24 protein-coding genes are annotated in these 26,550 nt (G+C 37.8%); 7 read left to right on the forward strand and 17 right to left on the reverse strand.

The genetic code is table 11. The annotated features are described in order from the left end of the window. Positions 1 to 66: 66 nt before the first annotated feature. The 5 genes from iscU (at position 67) to fdx (ending at position 3,663) form a co-directional block, all read left to right on the forward strand. A complete protein-coding gene (gene iscU / locus KNQ97_RS00970; protein WP_000331712.1) occupies positions 67 to 453 on the forward strand; it encodes a Fe-S cluster assembly scaffold IscU in 387 nt (128 codons plus the stop codon). 30 nt (positions 454 to 483) lie between these two features. Next, positions 484 to 804, forward strand: coding sequence for an iron-sulfur cluster assembly protein IscA (iscA, locus tag KNQ97_RS00975; RefSeq protein ID WP_000581597.1), 321 nt, complete (start codon positions 484 to 486; stop codon positions 802 to 804). A gap of 85 nt (positions 805 to 889) precedes the next feature. Continuing rightward, complete coding sequence (hscB, locus tag KNQ97_RS00980) at positions 890 to 1,408, forward strand: Fe-S protein assembly co-chaperone HscB (protein WP_001015254.1); 519 nt, start codon at positions 890 to 892, stop codon at positions 1,406 to 1,408. 38 nt (positions 1,409 to 1,446) lie between these two features. Further along, a complete protein-coding gene (gene hscA, locus KNQ97_RS00985; RefSeq protein WP_001196572.1) occupies positions 1,447 to 3,306 on the forward strand; it encodes a Fe-S protein assembly chaperone HscA in 1,860 nt (619 codons plus the stop codon). Positions 3,307 to 3,324: 18 nt separating this feature from the next. Then, entirely contained in the window at positions 3,325 to 3,663 is a 339-nt protein-coding gene (fdx, locus tag KNQ97_RS00990) for an ISC system 2Fe-2S type ferredoxin (RefSeq protein ID WP_001137383.1), read from the forward strand. 48 nt (positions 3,664 to 3,711) lie between these two features. Here the strand turns inward: fdx and KNQ97_RS00995 are convergent, their stop codons facing one another. From KNQ97_RS00995 to KNQ97_RS01030, 8 genes are all read right to left on the reverse strand, one after another. After that, complete coding sequence (locus KNQ97_RS00995) at positions 3,712 to 5,181, reverse strand: adenylate/guanylate cyclase domain-containing protein (protein ID WP_001175670.1); 1,470 nt, start codon at positions 5,179 to 5,181, stop codon at positions 3,712 to 3,714. Between the two features lie 52 nt (positions 5,182 to 5,233). Continuing rightward, positions 5,234 to 5,668, reverse strand: coding sequence for an HIT domain-containing protein (locus tag KNQ97_RS01000; protein ID WP_000492048.1), 435 nt, complete (start codon positions 5,666 to 5,668; stop codon positions 5,234 to 5,236). Positions 5,669 to 5,868: 200 nt separating this feature from the next. Beyond that, the gene (gene mfd / locus KNQ97_RS01005) at positions 5,869 to 9,330 is read right to left on the reverse strand and encodes a transcription-repair coupling factor (protein ID WP_000487581.1); all 3,462 of its coding nucleotides are present in this window, start codon (positions 9,328 to 9,330) and stop codon (positions 5,869 to 5,871) included. A 134-nt stretch (positions 9,331 to 9,464) separates the two neighbouring features. Beyond that, positions 9,465 to 9,821, reverse strand: coding sequence for a hypothetical protein (locus tag KNQ97_RS01010; RefSeq protein WP_000473795.1), 357 nt, complete (start codon positions 9,819 to 9,821; stop codon positions 9,465 to 9,467). 79 nt (positions 9,822 to 9,900) lie between these two features. Beyond that, on the reverse strand, positions 9,901 to 10,833 hold the full coding sequence (locus KNQ97_RS01015; RefSeq protein WP_001222570.1) for a Dyp-type peroxidase: 933 nt from the start codon (positions 10,831 to 10,833) through the stop codon (positions 9,901 to 9,903). A 153-nt stretch (positions 10,834 to 10,986) separates the two neighbouring features. Further along, positions 10,987 to 11,769: a glutathione S-transferase N-terminal domain-containing protein gene (locus KNQ97_RS01020; protein ID WP_086222293.1), complete on the reverse strand. Its 783-nt coding sequence runs from the start codon at positions 11,767 to 11,769 to the stop codon at positions 10,987 to 10,989. A 20-nt stretch (positions 11,770 to 11,789) separates the two neighbouring features. After that, on the reverse strand, positions 11,790 to 12,296 hold the full coding sequence (gene rraA, locus KNQ97_RS01025; protein WP_000108826.1) for a ribonuclease E activity regulator RraA: 507 nt from the start codon (positions 12,294 to 12,296) through the stop codon (positions 11,790 to 11,792). Positions 12,297 to 12,308: 12 nt separating this feature from the next. Further along, on the reverse strand, positions 12,309 to 12,974 hold the full coding sequence (locus tag KNQ97_RS01030) for an NAD(P)H-binding protein (protein WP_000156078.1): 666 nt from the start codon (positions 12,972 to 12,974) through the stop codon (positions 12,309 to 12,311). A 212-nt stretch (positions 12,975 to 13,186) separates the two neighbouring features. On the opposite strand from KNQ97_RS01030, the gene rpsT reads away from it, so the two are divergent. Next, positions 13,187 to 13,453, forward strand: a complete 267-nt coding sequence (rpsT, locus tag KNQ97_RS01035) for a 30S ribosomal protein S20 (protein ID WP_000013652.1) — start codon at positions 13,187 to 13,189, stop codon at positions 13,451 to 13,453. 56 nt (positions 13,454 to 13,509) lie between these two features. Here the strand turns inward: rpsT and KNQ97_RS01040 are convergent, their stop codons facing one another. Next, positions 13,510 to 14,244 carry a histidine phosphatase family protein gene (locus KNQ97_RS01040; RefSeq protein WP_001162376.1) on the reverse strand — a complete coding sequence of 245 codons (735 nt, stop codon included), beginning with the start codon at positions 14,242 to 14,244 and terminating at the stop codon, positions 13,510 to 13,512. 57 nt (positions 14,245 to 14,301) lie between these two features. Beyond that, complete coding sequence (locus tag KNQ97_RS01045; protein WP_000471053.1) at positions 14,302 to 15,159, reverse strand: 3'(2'),5'-bisphosphate nucleotidase CysQ; 858 nt, start codon at positions 15,157 to 15,159, stop codon at positions 14,302 to 14,304. Positions 15,160 to 15,468: 309 nt separating this feature from the next. On the opposite strand from KNQ97_RS01045, the gene KNQ97_RS01050 reads away from it, so the two are divergent. Continuing rightward, entirely contained in the window at positions 15,469 to 15,837 is a 369-nt protein-coding gene (locus KNQ97_RS01050) for a hypothetical protein (RefSeq protein WP_000979740.1), read from the forward strand. Between the two features lie 53 nt (positions 15,838 to 15,890). On the opposite strand, the gene KNQ97_RS01055 is transcribed toward KNQ97_RS01050, so the two are convergent. The 7 genes from KNQ97_RS01055 to KNQ97_RS01085 form a co-directional block, all read right to left on the reverse strand. Next, entirely contained in the window at positions 15,891 to 16,550 is a 660-nt protein-coding gene (locus KNQ97_RS01055; RefSeq protein ID WP_000332555.1) for an SOS response-associated peptidase family protein, read from the reverse strand. A 107-nt stretch (positions 16,551 to 16,657) separates the two neighbouring features. Then, entirely contained in the window at positions 16,658 to 18,388 is a 1,731-nt protein-coding gene (locus KNQ97_RS01060; protein ID WP_114183129.1) for an ABC transporter ATP-binding protein, read from the reverse strand. A gap of 12 nt (positions 18,389 to 18,400) precedes the next feature. Further along, positions 18,401 to 19,543, reverse strand: coding sequence for an ABC transporter permease (locus KNQ97_RS01065; protein ID WP_000953817.1), 1,143 nt, complete (start codon positions 19,541 to 19,543; stop codon positions 18,401 to 18,403). 7 nt (positions 19,544 to 19,550) lie between these two features. Next, entirely contained in the window at positions 19,551 to 20,489 is a 939-nt protein-coding gene (locus KNQ97_RS01070; RefSeq protein WP_000881926.1) for an ABC transporter permease, read from the reverse strand. 12 nt (positions 20,490 to 20,501) lie between these two features. After that, complete coding sequence (locus tag KNQ97_RS01075) at positions 20,502 to 22,535, reverse strand: M3 family metallopeptidase (RefSeq protein ID WP_002033086.1); 2,034 nt, start codon at positions 22,533 to 22,535, stop codon at positions 20,502 to 20,504. Then, the gene (locus KNQ97_RS01080; protein WP_085941292.1) at positions 22,536 to 24,359 is read right to left on the reverse strand and encodes an ABC transporter substrate-binding protein; all 1,824 of its coding nucleotides are present in this window, start codon (positions 24,357 to 24,359) and stop codon (positions 22,536 to 22,538) included. A 15-nt stretch (positions 24,360 to 24,374) separates the two neighbouring features. Further along, positions 24,375 to 26,165: an ABC transporter substrate-binding protein gene (locus KNQ97_RS01085; protein ID WP_253611681.1), complete on the reverse strand. Its 1,791-nt coding sequence runs from the start codon at positions 26,163 to 26,165 to the stop codon at positions 24,375 to 24,377. Between the last annotated feature and the right edge of the window lie 385 nt (positions 26,166 to 26,550).

Below are 26,550 nucleotides of genomic sequence, written 5' to 3' on the forward strand. Positions count from 1 at the left end.
TTATTGAAATTAGTGTTTTAACCCTCATATTAATATTAGGCTGACCCCGAGGTTTGGAGAAGCGAAATGGCTTATAGCGAAAAGGTAATTGATCATTACGAAAATCCACGTAATGTTGGTGTTTTAGACAAAAACTCTGAGAATGTTGGTACAGGTATGGTGGGTGCACCTGCATGTGGCGACGTAATGCGTTTACAGATTCAAGTAAATGACAACGGTGTAATCGAAGAAGCACGTTTCAAGACTTATGGTTGCGGTTCTGCAATTGCATCAAGTTCACTTGTAACAGAATGGTTAAAAGGCAAGACTCTTGATGAAGCTCAAGCAATCAAAAACATTGATATTGCAACTGAGCTAGCTCTTCCGCCAGTAAAAGTTCACTGTTCTGTATTAGCTGAAGATGCAATTAAAGCTGCGATTGAAGATTATCGTAGTAAAAAATCAAAAGCTTAATTTGTTACCATTATAAACGTTGGAGTTTTCATGATTCATTTAACTGAAAATGCTGCGACTCATATTAGTAATTACCTTAAAAACCGAGGTAAGGGTGAAGGCATTCGCGTTGGTGTGAAAACTTCTGGTTGTTCTGGGTTGGCTTATGTTCTCGAATTTGTAGATGATATCGATGAACATGATCAAATTTTCGAACAATTCGGCGTTAAGGTTTTTGTAGATCCTAAAAGCTTAGTTTACTTAGACGGCTTAGAAATGGACTATGTTAAAAATGGCCTTAATGAAGGGTTCGAATTTAACAATCCTAATAAAAAGGGTGAATGTGGTTGTGGTGAGTCATTCACTGTTTAATCCTCTCCTTTCCTTTTTCTCATTAAAACAGTGCCTTTTAACAGCACTGTTTTAATGTATTTAATTAATGTGGACCTCATTTCTAATGAATCATTTTGAGTTGTTCAATTTACCTGTGGCACTCGATATCGATTTGGCAAGCTTGAAATCAAATTTCTTAAGTTTGCAACAACAATATCATCCAGATAAAGCCGCAGATAAAGATCAAGCATTGATCAAATCAAGTGAAATCAATCAAGCTTTTAAAACGCTTTCTCAAGTTGATAGCCGCGCTGCTTATCTTTTAGCTCTTAAAAAGCAAGATCATCATCTTGATCAATCTATTAGTGATTTCGAATTTCTACAATCCGCTTTAGAACTTCGTGAACAACTTGATGAAGCGACATCATCTGAACATTTACGTACTTTAAGATTAGAAGTACAACAATGGATTGATGGTTTGGTCCGTGAATTCAAAATTGATTACAGTGAAGAAGATTGGGCAGAAGCACGCGATACCGTACGTAAGTTACGTTTCTTTCAACGTGTTTTAAACGATATTGATAAAGCAGAAGATCAACTGTTAGATGATGAAGACAGTTTTGATTTAGACGACGATTTTTAATTTTGCTTTCTCTACTTTATTTTCAAGGGATTTAACTCATGGCACTTTTGCAAATTGCTGAACCGGGTCAATCCAGTGCCCCACACCAACATCGCATTGCGATTGGTATTGACCTAGGAACAACACACTCATTAGTTGCGACAGTGTTATCAGGCAAACCTAAAGTACTCAATGATGTTCAAAATAGAAGATTACTTCCTTCTATCGTTCATTACGGGGACAATACAACTCATTACGGTGAAGAAGCTAAACCCTTTATCATTGCAGATCCAAAAAATACAATTGTTTCTGTTAAACGATTTATGGGCCGATCAAAGGCAGATATTAAATTTCAACACCCTTATGAGTTAGTAGGCTCAGAAAATGAAATGCCTGCTTTTGAAACCCGTGCTGGACGCAAAACACCAGTAGAAATCTCAGCTGAAATTTTAAAACAATTAAAAGATCGCGCTGAAGACAGCTTACAAAATCCTGTTAATGGAGCAGTAATTACCGTTCCTGCATATTTCGATGAAGCTCAGCGTCAAGCAACTCGCGATGCAGCTCAACTTGCAGGTTTAAATGTATTACGTTTATTAAATGAGCCTACAGCTGCCGCTGTAGCTTATGGATTAGATCAAGAAAGTAATTTAGCGACCGACCGTAATTATGTAATTTATGACTTGGGTGGCGGTACTTTTGACGTATCTATCTTACGTTTTTCACAAGGCGTATTCGAAGTTTTAGCGACTGGTGGTCACACTGCTTTAGGTGGTGATGACTTAGACCGTCTAATCGTAAAATGGGCTAAAAAACAACTTAATATTGATGTATTAAGTGATGAAGATTATGCCGTATTTATTGTGGCAGCACGTCAAGCTAAAGAACAATTATCAACTCAAGATTCAGTTGAATTAAAGTTACTCGAAGCAACTCTCACACTAGATCGCCCTACATTTGAAAGCATTATTCAAGTAGCATTAGACAAAACGATTAGTGTTTGTAAGCGTGTACTGCGTGATGCAAAACTCGAGTTAACCGATATTCAAAATGTTGTTTTGGTAGGTGGTTCTACTCGCTCTTATGCTGTTCAAAAAGCAGTACGGGAAGTTTTTGCCCAAGAACCTCTTTGCACGATCAACCCAGATGAAGTGGTGGCAATTGGCGCTTCTATTACAGCCAACCAGTTAATCGGTAATAGCCAAGATGGCTCTCTTCTTTTAGATGTAACTCCTCTTTCTCTTGGTCTAGAGACTATGGGAGGACTCGTTGAGCGCCTGATATCTCGTAATACAGCGATTCCTGTTGCACGTCGTCAAGAGTTCACCACTTATCAAGATGGTCAAACTGCTATGTTAATTCATGTAGTTCAAGGCGAACGTGATTTAGTTGAACATTGCCGTTCATTAGGTAGATTTGTACTTCATGGCATTCCACCAATGACTGCAGGCCAAGCTCGTATTGAAGTCACTTTCCAAGTTGATGCAGATGGCTTACTCACCGTTTCTGCTCGTGAAGCAACTTCTGGCGTGCAAGCTCATATTGATATCAAACCATCTTATGGTTTATCTGAGGCAGATACGGAACGCTTATTAATTGAAGGTTTCCAACATGCCGAAGAGGACAAAAATCTTCGTCATTTAAAAGAAACTAAAGTTGAAGCAGAACGTGAGCTTGAGGCTCTTGAGCAAGCATTAAAAGTAGATGCGGATTTACTTGATGAAAAGCAGCTTGACGCACTCAACTCTGCTAAGGAATCATTAAAAGCTCAGCTTGAAGGCAGTGATATTCAAGCAATTGAGCACGCAGTTCAACAACTTAAAGTACATAGTGATGCTTTTGCAGCACTACGGATGAATCGACATATTGACCATGCCTTAAAAGGCACGAAGCTCGATGATTGGTCAAAATCAAATTAAAAGGTATAGGTGATCAATATGCCACGTATTAAAGTACTTCCTCACGCTCAATTTTGCCCAGAAGGGGCAGAATTTGAGGTTGAACAAAATGCAAATCTTTGCCAAAGTTTGCTCAACAAAGGAATCAAAATTGAACATGCTTGTGATATGTCTTGTGCATGTACAACTTGTCATGTGATCGTTCGTAAAGGCTTTGATAGCTTAGAAGAAATGAATGATGTTGAAGCCGATCTTCTAGACCGTGCTTGGGGGTTGGAGCCTGACTCACGTCTTTCATGTCAGGTTAAAGTTGTAGATGAAGATCTTGAAATTGAGATTCCGAAATACACAATTAACCACGCTTCGGAAAATCATTAATAAATAATAAAAAAAGCTGCTTAGGCAGCTTTTTTTTATTTATATAATTTATACCTGATCTTGTTCTTCATCGATATTTATAGGCTTAACTTCATCCTCAAGTCTAAGCTGAGCAACACCTTGAGTATTGACCAAAGTTTGTTGAACTTTAATGCGCTGAATCATTTTTTCAAGCACTTCAACCAACTCAGGGTATTCGTAGTTTTGTACTTCTTCTAAATTTAAAACTAAATGGAAACCTTTATATTCATAATCAAACCATTGTTGATGGTCTGACTTATTTCCTGTGTATTTTTCCATGACTTGCCATGTTTTTACTGCCCCTTGAATACCCTTTAAATAAATTGGGGTCTTAGGCGCACATAGAAAATCACTTTTGATCAATTGATAAGTATCATCAGAAATGAGTATTTCATCAATTTCAGCAGCATACTGTAAACGTGCCGCTAAATTTACGTCACGACCTACAATCGTATAAGCCATACGATGGGTTGCACCATAATTCCCTACGTGGCAATAACCTGTACTAATACCCATACGGATATGTAAGGCTGAATATCCCATTTTCTTCCATCGTTCGCGCAATAACTTCATTTGCTGTCGCATAGCAATTGCCATTTCTACACACGATTTGGCATCTTGCTCAACTCCTTGTGAATTCGGATCTCCAAAAAATATGAGAATCGCATCTCCCATAAATTTGTCGACCGTCGCTTCATATTGCTTTGCAATTTCAGTCATATGACTTAAATAATCGTTAAGCAAGAAAGCTAAGTCATCAGGAATTAAAGTTTCTGATAGTTCGGTGAACCCCTGAATATCAGAAAAGAATACGGTCATTTTTTTACGTTTATATTCGATTTTTGCTTCAGCTTCCCCACGCATAATCGACTGCCATAATTGTAATGGAGCATAGCGGCTTAACTGATTAGCAAAAGCAATATAACGTGTCATCTGGTCATAATAATGCTGACGTTGCTGACTAATTTTTTTAACCCAGCGGTGTTGGTAATAATTTCCGATAGTGATAAACATTACCAAACCAAGTAAGGTAATTACTGTTAATTCTTGGCTTGTGGCTTCGAAATATGGATGAAAACCAAATAGGAAAAATGTACTTAAATAAAAAATAATCGCCCCAAGCAGACTCGTTAAACAAATAACTGCAAAGGAAATACGACTATTAATTGCTGAGTAAAACAATGCAAAAAGTGCAATAAATGTTGGAACGAGATTAAGGTGCACTCCTGCCAGAGTAACAGCCACTACAATCGCATCTATTGCGAAAAAAACACTTTTTTGAGTTTTCTTATCAAACTGGTACTGCAACCAGTGTTCTAGTTTAGAACTGACAAAAAGTAAAAAAAGAAAAAAAGGAGGAATATAGATTTGATAATTAGTATTCGGTGAGGTAAAGGCATAGATCACTAAAATTAATGACAGAATTGAATATCCCATCAAACGATGAAAATATGCAAACTGCTTAGGTTCCCGATCTATAAACCTCTCTAATTGCACCCTATCCTCCACATTTCAATGTTGCCACATTGATATGTGGCATTACATTGATTTAATCCATGCGCCAATCAAAAGGCATATCACCTTGGCCACGTAGAGCAAGCATAAGAGTCTGACGCATATGAGCTAAAACATCACTTGTATATGGCACCGCTGGTGTACCCCATACAGGTTTCGGCCAAGCTACATCATTTTGATAGCGGACAACATGATGAAAATGCAATTGAGGCACCATATTACCTAAAGCTGCTACATTCATTTTATCAGCACGGAAAACGCGAGATAACTGGCTAGATAACCAGCTTGATTCACGTAGAAACTGTTCTTGGTCAGCTTGACTCAATTCGTATAGTTCCGTGATTCCTGGTACGCGTGGTACTAAAATCAACCAAGGAAATTGCATATCATTCATTAAACGACATGTTGAAAGCGGGAAATCGCCTACAAAAAAAGTATCTTGAGCAAGTTGTGGATGCAAACTAAACATATCTTTTATAAATGACAATAAACAATAATGGCTAATACTATCACATCAGTTTTGATGTGAATATTATTAGTAGCCCGTTTGCTTACAAATAACAATGATTTTATGCACTTATTCATATCTCAAGGTATAAATAGTACATAAAATCCGATTACATCAAAACAAATGTCCTAATTAGCTAGCGCTGGTTAGAAAAACAGGTCTCAGGCATGTAGTTCACTCATCAATTTTTGCAATAAATCATTGATAAATTGAATTCGTTTTTCATACTCTTCAAGCTGCACCATCACCTTCAAACGTTGTCCGCCTTCCATACGGTAATAGGTCGGATTTTTTTGCATTAACTGAATAATACTAATGGCCTGAACTGGCGTATCTGGTGAAAACTCAATATTTCCACCTTGAGTATTAATATCAATTTTCGTAATACCTAAATGTTCTGCTTTCAAACGGATTTGATGCACGCTAAATAAGTGCTTAACCGACTGCGGTGGAATACCGAAACGGTCAATAAGCTCCATACGGATGTTATCTAGTTTTTCCTGTGTATCGGTATTACTAATACGTTTATAGAATAATAGACGCTGATGAACATCACCTAGGTAATCATCTGGAATAAGTGCAGGAATATGTAAGTTAATTTCGGCAGTTAACGACAATGGAGCATCAAAATTCGGGGTTTTACCTTGTTGAATTGCTTTAGTCGCTTTCTCAAGCATTTCCATATACAAGCTATATCCTATCGCCTGCATTGAGCCACTTTGTTGCTCGCCTAACAATTCGCCTGCCCCACGAATTTCCAAATCTTCCGTAGCGAGCATAAAGCCTGCACCTAATGTCGAAGCACGTTGAATCGCATCAAGGCGTTTTTCGGCATCACCTTTTAAGTGTTTAATCGAAGGTACTAACAAATAGGCGTATGCTTGGTGATGCGAACGACCTACACGGCCACGTAACTGGTGTAATTGCGCTAAACCAAGTTTATCCGCACGTTCAATTAAAATTGTATTGGCATTTGGAACATCGATACCTGTCTCAATAATGGTTGAGCATACCAGCACATTATATTCTTTGTGATAGAACTGCTGCATAACTTGCTCAAGTTCGCGTTCACGCATTTGTCCATGTGCTACCGCTACACGTGCTTCGGGTACAAGCACACGAATATTTTCGGCAGCTCGCTCAATGGTCTCTACTTCATTATGTAAGAAATAAACTTGTCCACCACGAAGTAACTCACGCAAAATCGCTTCCTTGATTGAAGCATCTGTATGCTCTTGCACAAAGGTTTTTACTGCTAATCGACGGGCTGGCGGAGTCGCAATAATCGACAAATCACGCATACCCGAAAAAGCCATATTAAGCGTACGAGGAATTGGCGTTGCTGTAAGTGTCAACATATCAACATCGGCACGTAAAGCTTTGATACGCTCCTTATCACGCACACCAAAGCGATGCTCCTCGTCTACAACCATTAAGCCTAAATCTTTAAACTGAACATTCTCTTGTAGAAGCTTATGTGTACCTACCACAATATCGACTTTACCATTTGCCAAGTCTTCAATATTTTTCAAATGTGTTTTGTTTGAACCAAAACGTGAGAGCACTTCAATACGTACTGGCCAATCAGCAAAACGGTCTTTAAAAGACTCATAATGTTGTTGAGCTAGTAAAGTCGTAGGAACTAAAACAGCGACCTGTTTGCCATTTTGTACCGCTACAAATGCTGCACGCATGGCCACTTCGGTTTTACCAAAACCTACGTCACCACACACCAACCTATCCATTGGTTTTGCTTGCTGCATATCATAGAGTGTGGCTTCAATTGCATTAGCCTGATCAAGGGTTTCTTCATACGCAAAGCCACTCGCAAATTGCATATAGAGCGACTGATCCAGTTCAAAAGCAAAGCCAGGTTTTGACTGACGACGTGCCTGAATATGTAAAAGCTCGGCTGCAACGTCATGAATTTGTTCTAATGCTTTACGCTTAGCTTTACTCCAAGCATCAGTTCCGATTTTATGTAACGGTGCTAAATCCGGGTCGCCACCACTATAACGGCTAATTAGATGCAAGTTCGTTACTGGAACATAGACTTTTGCATCTTCGGCATAATCTAGTTGTAAGAACTCATAGTCTTGTCCTTCAATCGCGAGTGTAATTAAACCAGCATAACGCCCCACACCATGATCGATATGTACAACAGGAGCACCAATGCTTAGCTCAGTTAAGCTTCGAATCAGAAACTCTTCTGAAACTTCCTGTTGACGCTTGCGACGACGCTGTACAACTCGGTGCTCGTAAAGCTGATTTTCTGAAATAACCGTTAATTGATCAGTTAAAAGTAAACCACGATCTAAAGGTGCATTAGTAATAGCAATTGCGAACTGACTAATTTGGAATTGCTCAAAATTCTCTACATTCGGAATCTCACCTAAACTTGAACGCAACGCATCTTTTAAGCTTTCGCGACGTCCTGCACTTTCCGCAACCAATAGAACAGGATGATTTGCTTCATCAATATATTTTTTTACGGCACTAAATGGTTTTTCTTTTTTCGGATCGACTGGCAACTTGGGTGGTTGTTCAGTTTTAAGATTAAGTGCACCAGCTTTTTCTTCAATAGTTTCTGCGCTTACAAGCATTCGTGGAAACTGGTTTAAAGCACTTAACAAATGATTTGGAGAAATAAATAGCTCTTCTGGAGCAAGAATAGGTTGATCCATATTATGGCGTCGGTCTTCATAACGACGCATAACTTCTTTCCAGAAGTTTGTTAAATCAGTGTCAATATCATTAGTTGTAATTACAATGCAATTCTTTGGTAAGTATGTTGTAAACATACTTTGTGTCTGCATTTGTTCTTTATCAAAAAATAGCGGTAAATAAAATTCAATACCAGGCGATGCTATACCATCTAAAACGTCCTGATAAATTGGATTTTTCTTAGGATTGGCAGTAGGAAAAAACTCAGAATAACGGTCTCTAAAAACTGAACGTCCTTCTTTTAAAGGGAATTCTTTCGCGGGTAAAACCGTAAAACTTTTTAGCGTGGTTGTTGTTCTTTGAGTTTCTGGGTCAAAGAATTTTAAAGAATCAATTTCATCGTCAAATAAATCTATGCGGATTGGAGATTCTTGCCCAGATGCAAAAATATCCATAATACTGCCGCGTACAGCAAACTCACCATGGTCATAAACTGTATCTACTAAGTGGTAGCCCGCCTGAACTAACCTTAATTTTTGTTGTTCTAAATCAAATTTTTGACCCACTTTTATATCAAAGTGTTCTCCCAATACCCATGAGTAAGGTGCAACCCGTTGAGCCAAGGTACTTGCTGAAATCAGTAATACGCCTTGCTGAGGCATATTAGATAAAATAGCAAGACGTTCTGACACAATATCTTGATGGGGAGATAAACGGTCATAAGGCAAAATTTCCCAATCCGGAAAAATTGTCGGCTTAACTCCATAAAACTCAAGTTCACTTTCTAATTGAGCAACATGTTGGTTGTTTCTAGCAACTAATACCAATAAAGAAGAATGCTGAGTGGCAATTTCTTTAAGTAATAAAGCTGCTGATGAACCTAATAATGACCCCACCCAACGCTTTTCACCGGCCTTGAGCTGTTGCAAATTCAATTGAGAGATTTCTTGTTGAAACATGTATATGGCTTTTATGAGCTAAAAAGATATGAGGTTAATAGTAGCATGATGTTTTTAGTGAATTGAGTTATTTTTCTGCAATCAAGCTACTACTTTGTGATACTTTTTTATAGTTCTTAAACAATCATTTGAAGTTATTTGTCTCGTAAAAACATCACATAATATTGGTTTAATACCTGTATGATTGCTTTAAGCTCAAGTAACTTTTCTTGTGTATTACCTAACCTTTCCACATATCGTTGCGTTGCAATCTCTAAATCAATCTTTTCATTAATTTGTGGTGTAATTTGAAATAGCTTAGGTAAGTTATCAAAATTCTGTAATTTACGATTTGAAAAATACTCAAGGTGCTCTGACCACTTTTCATTAATCACGACATCTTTAATAACTGGACCACGCTCTGAATCAAAACTGAGCTGATTCTCTTGTAAATAAATTTGTTCTGGTGTCTCTTTCGAACCTTGAAAAAGTTGGGTTAATTTTTTAAACATCTCATCACATCATATTAATTTCAATTTATATAGTAGAGGTAATCTACTCACCTCTACCATCTAAGTTTATTTTTAATGCCTACTCGTCACCCAAGCCATCTAGAAAATCTACTGTCGGTACGAAAAATAGAGTACCTGTTTGGGCAGTACTAAAGTCAAGTAATCGGTCAAGATTACCTTGCTCATTTCCTAAGAACATATTTTCAAGCATTTGACGTGTCGTACTAAATTTACGTGAGTAACCAATAAAAAAAGTACCATATTCATTTTTGGATGGATTCGAAAAAGGCATATTTGCACGCATAATTTTTAGTTCATTGCCTTCTGCATCATGCGCTTTACTTACTACATTATGTGCTGTTAAAGGCTTCTCGTCATCATCAAGCTCAATATCGTTGAACTTTTTACGCCCGATAACTTTTTCTTGTTCCTCATCGCTTAATGCACGCCATTTTTCCATATCATGGGTATATTTTTGGATAAATGCATAACTTCCCCCAGTAAAGTCAGGATCTTCGTTACCCACTAATGCCCATTGTGCAGCAATTACAGGTTCAGGATTTTCTGTTCCATCTACAAAGCCAATAATCGCACGACCATCGAAATAACGAAAACCATGCACTTCATCAATTGGGTAAGTTACTTTACCTAACTGTTCATTGATGATACTTCCTAACTCATAACATAAAGCTTGTCGATCAGCACGAATATGAAAGAATAAATCCCCGGGTGTTGAAACGGCTGTGTATTTTGGGCCTTTGATTTCTTGAAATGTTTCTAATTCTTGAGGCTTTGCTTGCTGTGGAAATAAAATATCCCACGCGTTTGAGCTAAAACCTAATATGGCATTAAATTTAGTTTCAGGATAACGGTTAGACAAACTTCTGGTTAACGCAGAGAATTTACCAGCAAAATCTTTTACTTTTTCTACAACAGAATCACCTTGAGCTAATCCTAATACAATAAATAAAGCATTTTCTCCAGGATGACTCGTTACAGGCTGAATTCTCATACATTCCATAAAACAGGCCTTATTTTGGTAATTTAAGGTAGTAATTTAGCATATTCATGTTTTTATCGTATGATTTCTTATTGTTGTCGCTTCTTAAAAGAGACTGAGTTATCTCAATCTCTAGCGCTCTAGCGTGTTTTTCTCATTTATATTTTAACTGCCATATTGTTTTTTTAGGTACTTTACAATTTCCGCAGATTCAAACATTTTAACACCTGTATTTGGGTCCACTAAATAAGGCACTTGCATTTTACCTTGCATGACCGGCAACAATTTTTCTCGCTTTCCCTCTTTTAAAGGTTCATATTTGCCCGGTTTTAACCGAAGAATCGCAGGCCCCATATCTTGCCATCTTTCTTTGGCAACACTATGTAAAATGTAAGGTAGCTCAAGCTCACTTAATACACTTCTTACTACTCTTGAATACGGACTTGCTTCAAAGCTCCATAGTTCAAGTTTATGCTCAGGCGCAGCTCTATTTACTATTTTTTTATTAATCCAGACCCCACGAGCACCATTTAATAATGTTCCGGCAAACGCCAGATATGGCATTTTTGGATAATTTGAAAACTTATCAGGAGTTTGGCCTGTCTTGCCATAGTACTTAAATAAGTGATGAATAATATCTTGTGATTCATATAGTTGATCGCCAGTATTTTCATCAATAAGAAAAGGAAACTGTAATTTACCGCCAATTTCTTTAACGATGGAGCGATATTTTAATCCACCTTTCGGGCATGGATAAATTTCGACATCCAAATTTAAAAGTGTAATTACTTCACGAACGCGGCGACAAAATGGTGAACCCTCAAATTCATAAAGTTTAAGAGCTCTAACAGGCTGTTTAGGAAATGCTGTACCTGTAACCCCTCTACCACCTTCAGCAATTGCAGACGCTAATGCTTGCAGTACTTTAATTTGATGATTCACCATTATGCATTCCTTTAATTGTGGAGCTAGACTAGTTTTTCTTTAGCAATCACAATTCCATTATTATCTGCATAGATAAAATCACCAGATTGAATTGTGACTCCACCAAAATACAAAGGAATATCTACTTCACCAATGCCCTTACGGTTACTTTTTTGCGGAATTGCAGCCAATGCATGTACACCTAAATCTAAGGTTGCAAGTGCATCAACATCACGTACACAGCCATAAATAACCACACCATTCCAGTTATTTTTAACTGCCGATTCAGCAATCATATCTCCCATAAGTGCACAGCGCATTGAAGCACCACCATCCACAACCAATACCTTCCCTGTACCATCTGTAGCCAATAACTCTTTTACACGCGAGTTATCTTCAAAACACTTTACAGTCACAACTTGTCCGCCAAAAGTTTGACGTGCACCATAGCTTTTAAAGAACTTACCGTCCATTGATGGCGTGACTACTTGCAAATCTTTTTCCGGATTGTCATCTAATAAATCACATGTCACAAATGGTACTGTCGACACTTTTATTCTCCCTTATCGAGTTTGTTGTATGCTGAGATTATCATATCGTTTAAAAGCTTCAATTTGCGTTAGTGCCGCTACGACCATGGTATGAGCCAATTGCTCTGCTGTAACTGGTTTATATTTGAAAGGCCTAGTCCATTTATTTTCAATAAGTTTAAATAGACTTTGTCCTAAATCTTCAATAAAACGCACATCGCTACGCTTACCAATCAATAGAGAAGGTCTAAAAATAGACAATTTTTCGATTCCTAAACTTTGAATATAATTCTCTAATTCGCCTTTTACTTTATTGTAGAAAATTGGTGAATTAGCATTTGCCCCAAGTGCACTAACAATTAAAAAATGAATATGTTTATCTTGGATTAAGTCTGCAAAGTGAGCATTTATCTCATAATCAACTGCATAAAAGCCTTGTTTTGAGCCCGCTATTTTTAAAGTTGTACCTAAGCAACTAAATGCATGAGTATGACCATTCACATCTTCATCATTGAGCAATAAAAAATCGTCTATAACGAGCTGAGTAACTTTCTTATATGTATTAAGTAGTTGTGATTCTTTTCTTACTACAACGGTAATGGCCTCAAATTCTGGTGTTTGCTCAAGTTGTTCAACAAGCGCTAAACCAACGAGTCCTGTAGCACCTACTACAATTGCTTTTTTCGTACTTATAGTCATTTTTTATCCAACCCTCTTTAAGTTTGTATCAAATTTAACCTTTTCTTACGGTTTTAGCAGCCCCTAAAACCGCTTAAAATGCTCTCAAGGCTTGACTTCACGGTATTGATTCATCACAATATGGCACTTGTTTACGGGCTGGTGATGGTTACACCAGTTTACTGGATTGACCACAGCCCGCCCAGACCAACTTATTTTCAAGGAGTGCAAGAGTGGCAAACTCTGCTCAAGCTAAAAAACGTGCGCGCCAAAACGTTAAAGCGCGTAAACACAACGCAAGCTTGCGTTCTATGGTTCGTACTTACATCAAACGTACTTTAAGTGCAATCGCTGGTGGTGATTATGCTGTTGCTACAGAAGCTTACAAAAAAGCTGTTCCTGTAATCGACCGCATGGCTGATAAAGGCATCATCCACAAAAATAAAGCTGCTCGTCATAAGAGCCGTTTAAATGCTCAAGTTAAAGCTTTAGCTAACTAATTGAAGCATGTAAAAAAAGCCCAACAGGGCTTTTTTTATTGTCTATGTTTTTGTGTTTACTGTACTTTATGGAACTCAGAAACATCTAACTCGTAAGTTTTGCCTCTCCAAATCCACTTTAATTTACAATTTGGAAATTCATCACCTTCAAACCATACAAACAGCCCTTCCATCATGGCAGGCCAATCTGCTTTTTGTATTTGGTTATTGCCTGAAATTACCGCAACAATCGCTGCAATAATTGTGTCGTGACTTACAGCTAAACTTAGACCACTTTTTGTTTTAGGATGAGTTTGATAAATCAGCTCTAATACATCTAATACGCCAGTAATTGGATGTTTCATACCTGGCAAGGCATTGTTCACAAAGCTATTAATAAAACCAAGTGCCCCTTGTTTACGGAAATAAGGCGCCGCCTGTTGAATATCCAGTACAAAGCTACCAGGTTCAACCAACAAACCTTGTTCAACTATTTCAATTGTATGTGTATTCGGCTCAGGACTCACCCCATCTGCTCCTTCAATCATAAGTGCAGCAGTGTCTACACAACGTTGAATTGGGCTAGAAATGCAATGTTGAATTACACGATCCGTGTTTTTAATTAAATAGCTACCCCATTCCTGAGCAAGCTCACGTCCTTGCGGTGTAAGCTGAAGATCATATCCTGCCAAGCCTTGCCCATCTACCAACTCTCTTAAGGAGTGACGTGTAAAAAGGGTTACAGGGGTCGAAGCATCAGGCAATAAATCAATTGCTTCAAACATGCTTTTAGGCAATAAATCGAGTGCCATTTTTATCTTGTCATCTTTTCTCAATATTTTGCCACTATAGCATGTCTACAATAACTCTCAATCCAAAACACCTGATTGAGCTAAAGCTTCAAATGCTATTTTTTTGCTTTCCTGATCACGAAATGCGATAAAGCCCCCATTTAATACGGTATCACGCTGGTTATATTCAAAGGGTTTACCTGTTAGAGTGAGTAAACCTCCACCTATACTTTCTAATAATCCTTGACCTGAGCTGGTATCCCATTCTGATGTCGGATGAAATCTAGGATAAATATCGATCTCGCCTTCTAACATCATACAAAACTTATAAGCGCTACCTGCTTCACGTCGAATTACGGTACGAATCTTTTCAATAGGTTCAATGAATTTCTGATATTTTGGATTTTTACTACTATGACTTAAACCGATTTGTACAGGTGCTTGTGTTGAATAAGGTGTTTTTTGATATTGATACCATTGTTGTTGGCTAAAGCTATATTTAAAAGGTAAATCTTTTAAATAACCTAAATAAACAACTTGCTCACATGGCACAACAATCACCGAAAAAATTGTTTCACGCCCTTCAATCAAACTCAAGTTTATCGTGAACTCATCTCGCTCATGTATAAACTCTTTCGTACCATCAAGTGGATCTAGCATCCAGCAAGAAGACCAAGCATGGCGAGCGCTATAGTCACTTTCTTCCGATAAAACTGGTAACTCAGGTGTAATTTCTGCAAGATGCTTTAATAAAAAACGATTTACCTTTAAATCTGCTTGCGTTACAGGTGAATCATCATGTTTTTCTTCAATCGTAAATTCATATCCAGCCGAATAATTTTGATATTCTTGTAATAAGATTTGGCTAGCTTCTTCCAAGATTGGTAGTAACTGTTCAATTAAAGCATCATTGGGGCGAGTTGTTGTTATAAACATAAATAAGCTCTATTTACTTTCCTTTTCATTATAAGTGAATTATGACAAATTCAATATTCACCAACAGTCTAGTATCCTTACAAAAAGACTTAACTTTTTATTAAGAGCACTATTATTCCTTCAACAGCTGAATCTTTATATTTTAACTTGATTAGACGCTTATTACTCAAGAGAAAGCTCAGTTAATTTTTGTATAGAAAATATGCTATAACTTATGAAAAATAAACAACTTAAAGTAAATTCAACCATTTCTTTTTCACGCATTTCTTGCTATGTTCAATAGCACAATAACAAAATGGAAGACTAAATATGATGCTATATGGATATCACTTCTCAACAATTGAAAATAACTGGGAAGACTTAACTCCATTAAATGAGTTTTTACAAACATTTGCAGATGATGATGGTGATGTCTCCCAAAGAGATAAAGAATCACTTAAAGAAATCATTGCTAAATCCGATACAGCTTTGGCCTTAGCTAAAGAAATGGGTTGGGATGGCAGCTATACAGGCTGTCCTTATTTATTTTGGTTACCAAGTAAAAATACGCAATCTTTTGAATATGGATTTGTTTTTAAACAAACCTCAGATAACTCAACTTTTGTAATCTCACCGATTGAATTGGCTTATCTGGCGCAAGATGAGCAGGTACAAACTTTAAGTAAGAATATTGATTAAGTATCAAAGGTTATTGACTTAAAAATTAAGCCAATAACCTAACTCCAATGCAGTTATTCAAACATACTTAATTGAGGTGTAGGTTTTATAATCTTCTCTTTAGGAACATGTAAACATTCAAATTCCTCAACAGGAAAACCTTCAATAAAGCTTGAAATATCTGGTGTTTCTAAACTTAACCATTCATCTAAGCGGTCATGTGGAATCACAATGACTGATCTTTTAACATCACCCGGTTCATGGAAGTCTTTCATCATGGGATGATCAATCGCATCCATGGTTAACATACTCGCAGAACGCACAATCGTTTCATTCATTTTGCAAATTTCATAGATTGCTGCGATAAAAAAAGCCTGCCCATCTTTACGGCGTACGCCCCACCGCTCAGGTTTATCATTTATATATTTACTCTCATAAAACTCCGTGACGGGTATTACACCGAACTTACATTTAAGAGCAGCTTCTTGAAAACTCGGTTTTTGGAAAATCGTTTCATGACGGGCATTATAAGTATGTTTTGCTATGTTCGTATCTTCTGCCCATTTAGGAACCAAACCGAACATGACTTCACGCCACTCAAAACCTTGCGGTGATTTGAATAGTAATGGCATTGTCCCCCCCGGATAAACCTCATCGGCATAGCTAAAGCCGACCACAGGCAACTGGAGTTGCTGCAATTGGGCAAGAGTTAAAGGCTTAAAGTTGGCACACATAGCAGGAATAAAATACTGTACTTTTACATCTCTTATTTTATAAGTATTTATTCTATAAACCAAATAAAAAGGCACTCGAAAGTACCTTTAACGACATAACTTTACGCTTACGAAACGTGCTGAATTCCTTGTGGAATGGCCTGCAATAGTCGTTTGGTGTAGTCATGTTGCGGATGTGCATAGAGCTCATCCGAGTTGGCGATTTCAACAACTTCACCATGATTCATGACCATAACCTGATCGGAGATATATTTCACAACCGACAAATCATGTGAAATAAAAATATAACTAAGCCCAAACTCATCTTGTAAGTCTTGTAATAAATTAAGTACTTGTGCCTGAACTGAAACATCTAACGCCGAAACAGATTCATCACAGATTAGAATTTCAGGCTTTAGCGTTAAGCAGCGCGCAATCGCAATACGTTGGCGTTGACCGCCCGAGAACTCATGCGGATATCGATAATAAGCTTGTTCAGGCAGATTCACTCTCTCAAGTAAACCAAGCGCAATTTGCTTACGTTCCGCATCATCTTTACCAATTCCATGAATTTGCATAGGTTCCAATAAGATCTGCCCAATCGTAAAGCGTGGATTTAGTGAAGCATATGGATTTTGAAAGATGATTTGGATCTTCCTTTGATATTTGGCAAACTCTTTTTCAGTTAAAGAAAGAATATCTTTACCTTCAATTAAAGCCTGCCCCCCAGAGGCTTGATGTAAGCGCATGAGTAATAACCCGACAGTCGTTTTACCAGAGCCCGACTCTCCTACCAAACCAAGCGTTTTCCCTTTAGCCAATTTAAAAGAAACGCCTTTTACCGCCTGAAATTCTTCTTTGCCAAACAATCCTTTACGACTATAAAAACTTTTTTTCAGATCTTTTACTTCTAAAATAATTTGCTCATCGCCATTTAAACCACGTTTACGCTCAGGAATTTCTGAAACATCAAAGCTTTGCTCTACCAATATATTGTTTTCTTGTCGCATAAAATCACTGGTTACAGGCAAACGATAAGGTCTTTGTGACATTTGAGGACGACAGTAAAGTAAGGCTCGGGTATATACATCTTTAGGCTGTTCCAAAACTTGTTCAGCGGTACCTTGCTCTCTAATTTCACCATGTCGCATCACAATCACTTGATCTGCAATTTCACCAACCAAAGCCAAATCGTGAGTAATAAAAAGCATCGACATTTGACGGCGCTGACGTAGTGATTCAAGTAAATCAATAATTTGCTTTTGAATGGTAACATCAAGCGCTGTAGTCGGTTCATCGGCAATCAGTAGCTTAGGTTCACAAGCAATTGCCATTGCAATCATGACACGTTGCTGCTGACCACCCGAAAGCTGGTTAGGATAAGCATCAATTTTCGTTTCTGGTGAAGGTATACCGACCTCTTTAAGCAACTCTAAAACACGTTGCCGCGCCTGTTTTCGGCTCATACCCATATGTAAACACAACACTTCTGCAATTTGATTGCCAACCGTAAAAACCGGATTTAATGATGACATCGGTTCCTGAAAAATCATGGCGATATCTTTACCACAGATTTTACGCATCTCTGTACGCGATAAGCCAAGCAAGTCTTTACCTTCAAAAATAATCTTACTTTTCTCATCAATCTTGCTTTGGCCCACAGGTAATAAACCCATAGTTGCTAAAGAAGTAACAGACTTACCACTACCCGATTCACCAACCAAAGCTACAGTCGTATTGATCGGAATATCAAAGGAAATTCCTTTCACAGTTTCGATATATTGTTTATCTTCACCTTTAAAGCTTACACGTAAGTTTTCAATGTGGAGTAATGGCGTCTTTTTTTCTTGTTCTGTCATTTGGATTTCCTTTTATTTTAGTTTCGGGTCTAATGCATCGCGTAGCGCATCAGTAAACATTGAAAATGCCGTAACCAAAACCGCCATTGCGACAGAGGCTGCGACAAGCTGCCACCACTTACCTAAAAGAAGTTCACTTTGTGCTTCATTTAACATACTGCCCCAAGACACTACACCTACTGGCACACCGAACCCTAAGAAACTCAAAATCACTTCCGATTTAATAAAAGAAACCACCAAAATAGACATTTGGACCAATGCAATATGGCTGACGTTAGGAAAAATATGAATAAACATACGGCGAAAATGCCCGACACCAATGGCTTTAGCTGCAAGTACATATTCGCGTGCCGTATGTTTCATATATTCAGCACGAATTAACCGATAGACACCTGTCCAGCCCGTTAAACCTAAAATCAGAACAATAGATAAAATGCCCTTTTGTTGTAGTACAGCAGCAATCGCAAGAACTAATAATAAATATGGAATAGAAGTAAAAATATTATAAAACCAGTTGAGAATATCATCGACCCAACCACCAAAATAACCTGAAATTGCCCCTAAAAGCGTTCCTAATGTGACTGCCAGTAAGGCAGAAACAAGCCCTACAATAATTGAAGTTTCAGCGCCTTTAATGGTTTTTTTAAGGACGTCTTGCCCCCATTTGTCAGCACCAAAAATTAGGGTACTTTTTAGTTCACTTTGCTGATCAAGTAAATGTCCACCGAGTTGCTGATCAATTGCTTTCATATCATCAGCTAATGGATCAACTACACCATAATAATCAATTGCACTTCCAGAGCTCTTTTCTTGTTTGATTTCAGCCTTGAGTTGGTGAATTACATCTTTTAAGGGATCGACTGGATTTTCCGGTAATTCCTCATCTACAGCGGCTGTACTTTTCAAAGCTTCCGTTGTCTTATCTGCACCTATAAATGTAGGAGGCGCATAACTGACAGCAACTTCTTTATTCCAATCAGATGCAATCACACCCGTTAGAGATAGTATTAATACGATCAAATAGAACAACACAACAATGAGCGATGCCATTGCAATTTTATCGGCCCGAAGGCGACGCATGGCAAGTCGCCATAGCCCCGCTGAAGCAGGAGCGGTCTGGGTTTCTAACTTTCTTTTTGGTAAAACACTCAGCATAACCCACCTACTTCAACTGTACACGTGGATCAACCACTTTGTAGACCAAGTCCGCAATCAAATTAAAAATCATGGTTGCAGCTGCAATATATACAGTAATGGCTTTGATGACAGGAAAATCACTACGCTCTACAGCAATAATCACTTCACGACCAATACCGGGAATACCAAAAAAGCGTTCAATTAAAAATGCACCTATCAATAATGCCGGTAAATTTGACATCACATCAGTAATAATCGGAATTGAGGCATTCCGTAGAACATGCACACTTAAAATTCGGCTTTCCCCTACACCTTTAGCACGTGCGGTTCTCACATAATCCTGATTTACTTCATCAAGCACAAAGCTACGATATAAACGTAAAGTAGGTGCAATACTCACCACCAGCATGATTAGAATTGGTAGTAAGGAAAACTTAAATAAATTTTCGGTAAAACTATCGCTCCATCCCTGTACTGGAAACCAGCTCAGTTGATAAGCCAGAACATATTGAAAAACAATAATGTAAACCAAAATACTAATCGACATCCCGATGGTACATAACATCATGACCATACGATCAGTTAGAGAGCCACGTACCGCCGCTACAGCCAATGCTAAAATAATTGAAATAACTGTTTGTAAAATGGTGAGTGGAATTAAAAGTGTGAGCGACGGTCCTAATCGGGTTAAGATAATTTGTGAAACGGATTCACCTGTGCTCCAACTTGCGCCATAGTCAAAAGTAAGAATTTGCTTAATAAAAATCCAAAGTTGAACATAATAAGGTTGATCAACACCTAACTGTTTACGGATATTTTCAATCTGCTCAGGGTTAGACATCTTACCTGCCAGAATATAGGCAGGATCTCCACCGACCCAATTAAATAAGATAAAAATAAGCAGCACTACTCCCAACATGGTCGGAATCATCTGCCATAAACGCCGAATAACATATGCCAGCATAGTGATAATTCCTTATTTAACCCGTTGTCCGGTAATTTCGTTAAAGAATGCTTTATTGTCAGGATCACGACCAAGGAAATCTTTAACCAATTCAGCTGCCGGTTTTTGGCTACCCTGCGATAAAATCGTCTGACGATAACGTTGTCCCACTTGTGGGTTGTTCAGGTTGTCACCATAAGCAGAAAGCATGTCTAGCGCTAAAACCTCAGACCACATATAACCGTAATAACCTGCCTGATAACCACCCATTAAATGCCCGAATTGCCCGGGGAATTCAGTTGTTGGCACATATCCTAAGGCTGTAGCAGCTTCCATTTTTTGCCAAGTTTCTAAAGGTTTTACTTTTAAGGCATCTGCCGTATGAAGTGCCATGTCATATTGTGCATAAAGCGTCTGACGGGCATAACGCAAGCCACGGCCATAATTATGTACTGCTTTTAAACGGGCAATTAATTCATCGTCAACACGTGGACAAGCTGGATCACAATAATCGGCCACTTTAGATAAGGTTTCTTTACGGCGTGCCCACTCTTCATACATTTGAGAAGGTGCTTCTACAAAATCACGCTCTACAGAAGTTCCGGACTGACTGGTATAGCGGGTATTTGATAAGATGCCATGTAAAGCATGACCGAACTCATGTACAAAAGTTTCAAGCTCATCACTATTTAAACCTTTACGGTTAAAGTTGGTCACCAATACTGAAATCGGTAATCGGTTGGTTAAAGTGCTTCCACCATATACTCCCCAAACTGCTGCATGGCCATATTTCCCTTCACGAGGGAATTTATCCATATATAAGCCACCAAGGAGTTTTCCTGTCTTTTTATCAACTACATCGTAATATTCAACTTCATCCTGCCATGCTTTAACTTTGACAGGTTTAAAATCAATACCGTAAAGATCAGATGAAATAGCAAATAACCATTTTTGTGCGGCTAAAGTCGGAAAATAATCACGAAGCTTTTCCTGATCAATTTGATATTTACTCTTACGAAGTTTTTCACTCCAGTAAGCTTCACTCCAGCGCGTTATCTCGGTTTTATCTAGTGGTGTTTTTAAAGTTTGTGCTTTAAAGGCACGAAGCTCTTCTACTTCTTTACGTTCAAGTGGTGCTACAGTTTTTTGTACTTCTGCCAAAAACTTGTTTACAGCTTCTGGTGTTTTTGCCATTCGGTCTTTTAAAGCCCAATCTGCATAACTTGCTTTTCCAAATAACTGTGCAAGTTCATAACGTAAATCTATTGCCTGTTTGAGTAGTTTTAAATTTTGTTCAGTCCCACGTCGCGTAAAAGCGATTTGATATCTTTTTCGAGCATCATCATTATCCGCTAGCTCCATGAATGGGCGATATTCCGGATACTCAAAACCTAATAGATAATTTCCTTTCGTATTTTTCTTTAACCCCGAAATATAACTTTCCGGTAAGCCTTTCATCTCTTCAGGAGTAAATTCAAGTTTTTCCGGGTTATCACGAATATTACGGTTATATTCTTGTTCAAGTTTAGTCAACTCATCCAGAATAGCCTTCATTCTTGCGCGTTTTGCTGGTTCTAACTGAACCCCTGTGTCTTCAAATTGATCCAGAATATCTTGACGGTATTTCTGGTCAATCGGATCAGTCGCTTTTGTATTTTTAATTACGTTATACAGTTTTGAGTTTTGGAATATATCCGTATGAAATTGATTAATTTTGATTTCGCAGTCTTCTGCTGCCTTACGTAATTTCGCATCTGGGTCTACATTACTATATAGACCTATGGGTCCCGAAAAATCTTCAAGATGAGCAAAAATTTTATCCCACTTGGCTAATATCGGAGCAGCGGCAGCATCGTTTTTAACAGGCGTTTTTTCAAAACTAGAAATCTCTTGCTGAATTTTTTTTAAATTAGAATCACACCATGCTGGGAGTTGCTCTGCTTTGAGTAATGGTAATGTCGCACGCGTCGCTTCAGCCGATGCAAATTGACTTATACCTATGGTCAACATACATAATGTAGTCATTTTCAGTGTATTATTTTTCATCGTATCTCCAATTTTTTTCATTTAATGATTAGATTTCGTATTTGTATCAATATCGAAGTACATCCATTCAGCATGTAAAATCGGATGCTTCTTATATCCAATAATTCGTGGTTGGGCCAACATATTGCGATAGCGTGCATAAGACATTTGCACAGGCATATAAACCTCTAACAAACGCGTCATTTTTCGATATAACGCATCTCTTTCTGGGCCTGGCTTCACTTGTTGAGACTGGCGGTACAACTCATCGAACTCTGGTATCGAACCACAAGACCAGTTAGTCATATGAGTATTTGGGCCATAAAAATTCTGCATAAAATTATCCCCATCCGGATAATCAGCGATCCAAGCAGAAGAACCAAACATTCCCTCACATTGTTTTTGTGATCGAAGTAAGTCTGAAAAAAGCATTGGCTTATACACCATGCGAATATGTAGGCTATCGAAGTTTTTCTTCCAAAGTTCAGCACTTTGTTGGCCAATACTGTCATTGCGCGCTTTATATTCGACCACGAGCGGCTTGCCGTTTGGTTGTGTACGCCAACCAGAAGCATCTTTTTTGTAGTGATATCGATCCAACAGCAGATTGGCTGCTTTTACTGAATATGGTGTACTGCTTCTATACTGTGGGTCATATCCCACTACACCAGGTGGAACTGGGAAATGAAGACGTTCTGCATCACTATTCCTTACCAATTTAATCTCTTGATCTATTGAACGGGACATCGCAATAGCACGGCGTAAGGCAATTTTTTCTTTACTCATTCCTCCAACAACGGGATCTTTGAGATTCCAATAGATATAACTAATTTCTGGATCAACAATACGAGATAATTGCACGCCTTCTTTTGCAAGCTCGGGTCTTAATTTACCGTCTTTAATCGCTTTTGAAACTAATTGTCCTTCAAGCTGAATGATATCTACCTCACCACGCTGGAATGCTAACCATCGTGACTGGTTTTCTTCCATCACCTGAATATCAATTGTGCCGATTTGAGGCATTTGTTTACCTTTAAGGCGCTTTACAATTGCTTCATCCCCGGGGCTACTGGCATTAAAGTTCCAGGTAAAACCTCGATATTCAGGATTTGCTTTTAAAACAATACGTGAGGCAGGTATCCACTTACTGAGCATATAAGGTCCGGTTCCTACTGGATGCCCCATAACAAAACCAGCTTTATCTTTATATTTCTCGATGACTTCACGTGCCACCGCACCTGTCGGATCATGGGCCAGTAATAAAGGAAAGTTATAGTCTGGTTTTACTAACCGAATCACCAAAGTGTACTTATCAGGTGTTTGTAAACCACTTACATTTTGATCGTAATTAAATTTTCCGGATTTATTGGCTGCTTTGACTAAAGCATTCATACCTTCAATTTTATCTTCCAATAACCAACTATTGGGTGAGCGTAAATTTGGGTCCAATAACCGCTTAAAAGAATATGCATAATCGTAAGCTGTTAACTCTCTAGGTTTACCTTTAAACGCTGGGTCGGCTGTAAAGTAAATACCCTTCTTAATATGAATGGTATAAGTCAGACCATCTGCACTCACTTCTGGCATAGCCGTAGCCACGTGTGGGATTAATTTTGCTGGTCTTGCCAAATAGTCATAGGTATATAAAGTTTCAAATATAGATGTGAGTACATGCGCTGAATATAAGTCATGTACATAAGCTGGGTCGAAGCCTGTTTCAGCTGTTGGGAATACATAACGCAAAACTTTATTTGGATCGGCTGGGCTTTTCGCAAAAATAGATATAGAACCCGTTAAAGCCATTCCGGCAAAGAATAGGCCGACACTACAGTGCTTAAGCTTTTGTTTTAAATTTTCGGTCATGATGATCTTTATCTAAAATTATTTTTTAATAGGGGTAATATCAAGATATTGCCAGTTTGTATTCATCATTGGGTGAGCTTTAAACCCCTGAACTTGAGGCTGTATCAACCAATTACGAATTCGTGTTACATGAATAATCCAAGGGTTATCAGCTTCTATCTGACGGTTAAGTTTTTCGTAATATGGTAGACGTTGTTGAGGTGGTAAATGAATGGCCTGAGTATAAAGAGCATCATAGGTTTTAGACTGATAACAAGCATGGTTTCCCTGCCCAGCATTTGGTCCATATAATAATTGTGCAAAATTATCTCCTTCAGGATAGTCAGCAATCCATGCACCGCTCCAGATCATATATTTACATTGAGTAGCGGCTTTTAAGTTATCTGCAAAGTTACTTACCTTAAAGTCAGCTCGAATGCCAATCGCATCTAGATTTTTTTTCCAGAGTTCTGAATGAATAACCGATGCTGAGCTATTTTCTGTATTGATTTTTAAAATTAAAGGTTTGCCATTTGGTAAAGTCCGATAGCCATCAGCTGCTTTTTTATAACCATAATAATCAAGTAGTTTATTTGCTAACAGCGGATTATATCCTACACTACTTCTATATTTAGGGTTATATCCGTTTACACCTTCAGGTATAAACATTTGTGCTCTAACAGCCTGATTTTTATAAGCTTGTTGTATGCTTTCTTTTTGATTGTATGACAGAGTAATTGCTCTACGAAGCGCTATTTTTTCTGGGCTAAAACCACCGATCACCGGATCACGCATATTCATCATCGTATAGGTAATCTCAGGATCCTTATTTGGATAGTGCTTAATTCCTCTCTTCTTAAAAGAAGCTTTAAGCTGATTTCCATCTAAAGCTTGAGGAACAGCATTCGCTGTGAGTTTATCAAAGTCTAGTTGTCCAGACTGAAAAGCTAACCATCGTGACTGCTCTTCTTCAATAATACTGACCACCACCTTGCCAACTTGTGGCATTTTCTTTCCAGACATTTCCTTAACAAGTTGGTTATCCCAAGGTGTTCCTGTTGACTTAAAATTCCAGACAAAACCACGATAATCAGGATTAGCAACCAACTCGACCTTACTTCTCGGTACATATTTACTTAACATATAAGGACCAGTACCTACTGGATGCATGCCAATACGATCACCGTAATAATCAACAACCTCTTTAGCAACACCACCAAATGCAATATAGGCAAGAATATAAGGAAAATTATAGTCTTGGCGAGTCAAAGTAAATTGTAGAGTATATCGATCAAGAGCTTTAACTCCAGCAATTGGAGTAGCATAATCAAATTTTCCAGTTTTCTTTGCTTGAGCTACAACCGCATCGGCACCTTGTAACTTACCATCAATAAAAGAAACAGAAGGCGCTCTATTTTTAGGGTCTAAAATACGTTTAATTGTATAGACGTAGTCTTCAGCCACCAACTCACGGCGTTTACCTTTAAAAGCTGGATCATTGGTAAAATAGATACCCGGCTTAATCTTAAATATATAAACTTTACCGTCTTGTTCCACTTTGGGCAGGCTTTCTACAGTATTGGGAACTAACTGTAGTGGACGCGCTAGATAGTCATATTTGAGTAAAGGCTCAAAAATTGCCTCAGCAATATTAGCACTATAGAAATTGGTGGTTTTGACCATATCGAAGCCATCATCTGGGGCCTCATAGGCAACATGCAAAATTTTGTTTGGTTGCGCTGGCGTAATTGCGTAAGCACAAGGAACTGATGTAATAGCCAGACTTAAAATGGCGAGCTTAAAAAATTTTAATTTCAAGTTCATACCCACGTAATTAGTTTTTTTAAAAGATATTATCCTTTTGAGTAACATCTAAATCTGCATAAGAAAAGTTCTTTTTCAACAGATAGGCCTATTTAGGATTTAAAATTTACTTTCCTTTATCCTCTTTCGTTTTGATCAAATGGAAAAAATAAACTCAAATACCTAGTGTTTTGTAACCATTGAATATAAAGCGAATTTCATGCCATTTATTAATATCCATCTTAAAATATTTAAAAACATTAAAAATTCATATTTTTATTAGATACTTAAAAACGTTTGAACTATATAAATAAAAGTAACTTTTTGCCAAATATTATATTCATATAAGTTAATCATCTAATACCTTAAATGCACAAATAAAATACATTAAAAATTAATTATGATCCACATT

This window comes from Acinetobacter sp. UC24323 (assembly GCF_024151445.1).
Lineage (GTDB): Bacteria > Pseudomonadota > Gammaproteobacteria > Pseudomonadales > Moraxellaceae > Acinetobacter > Acinetobacter baumannii.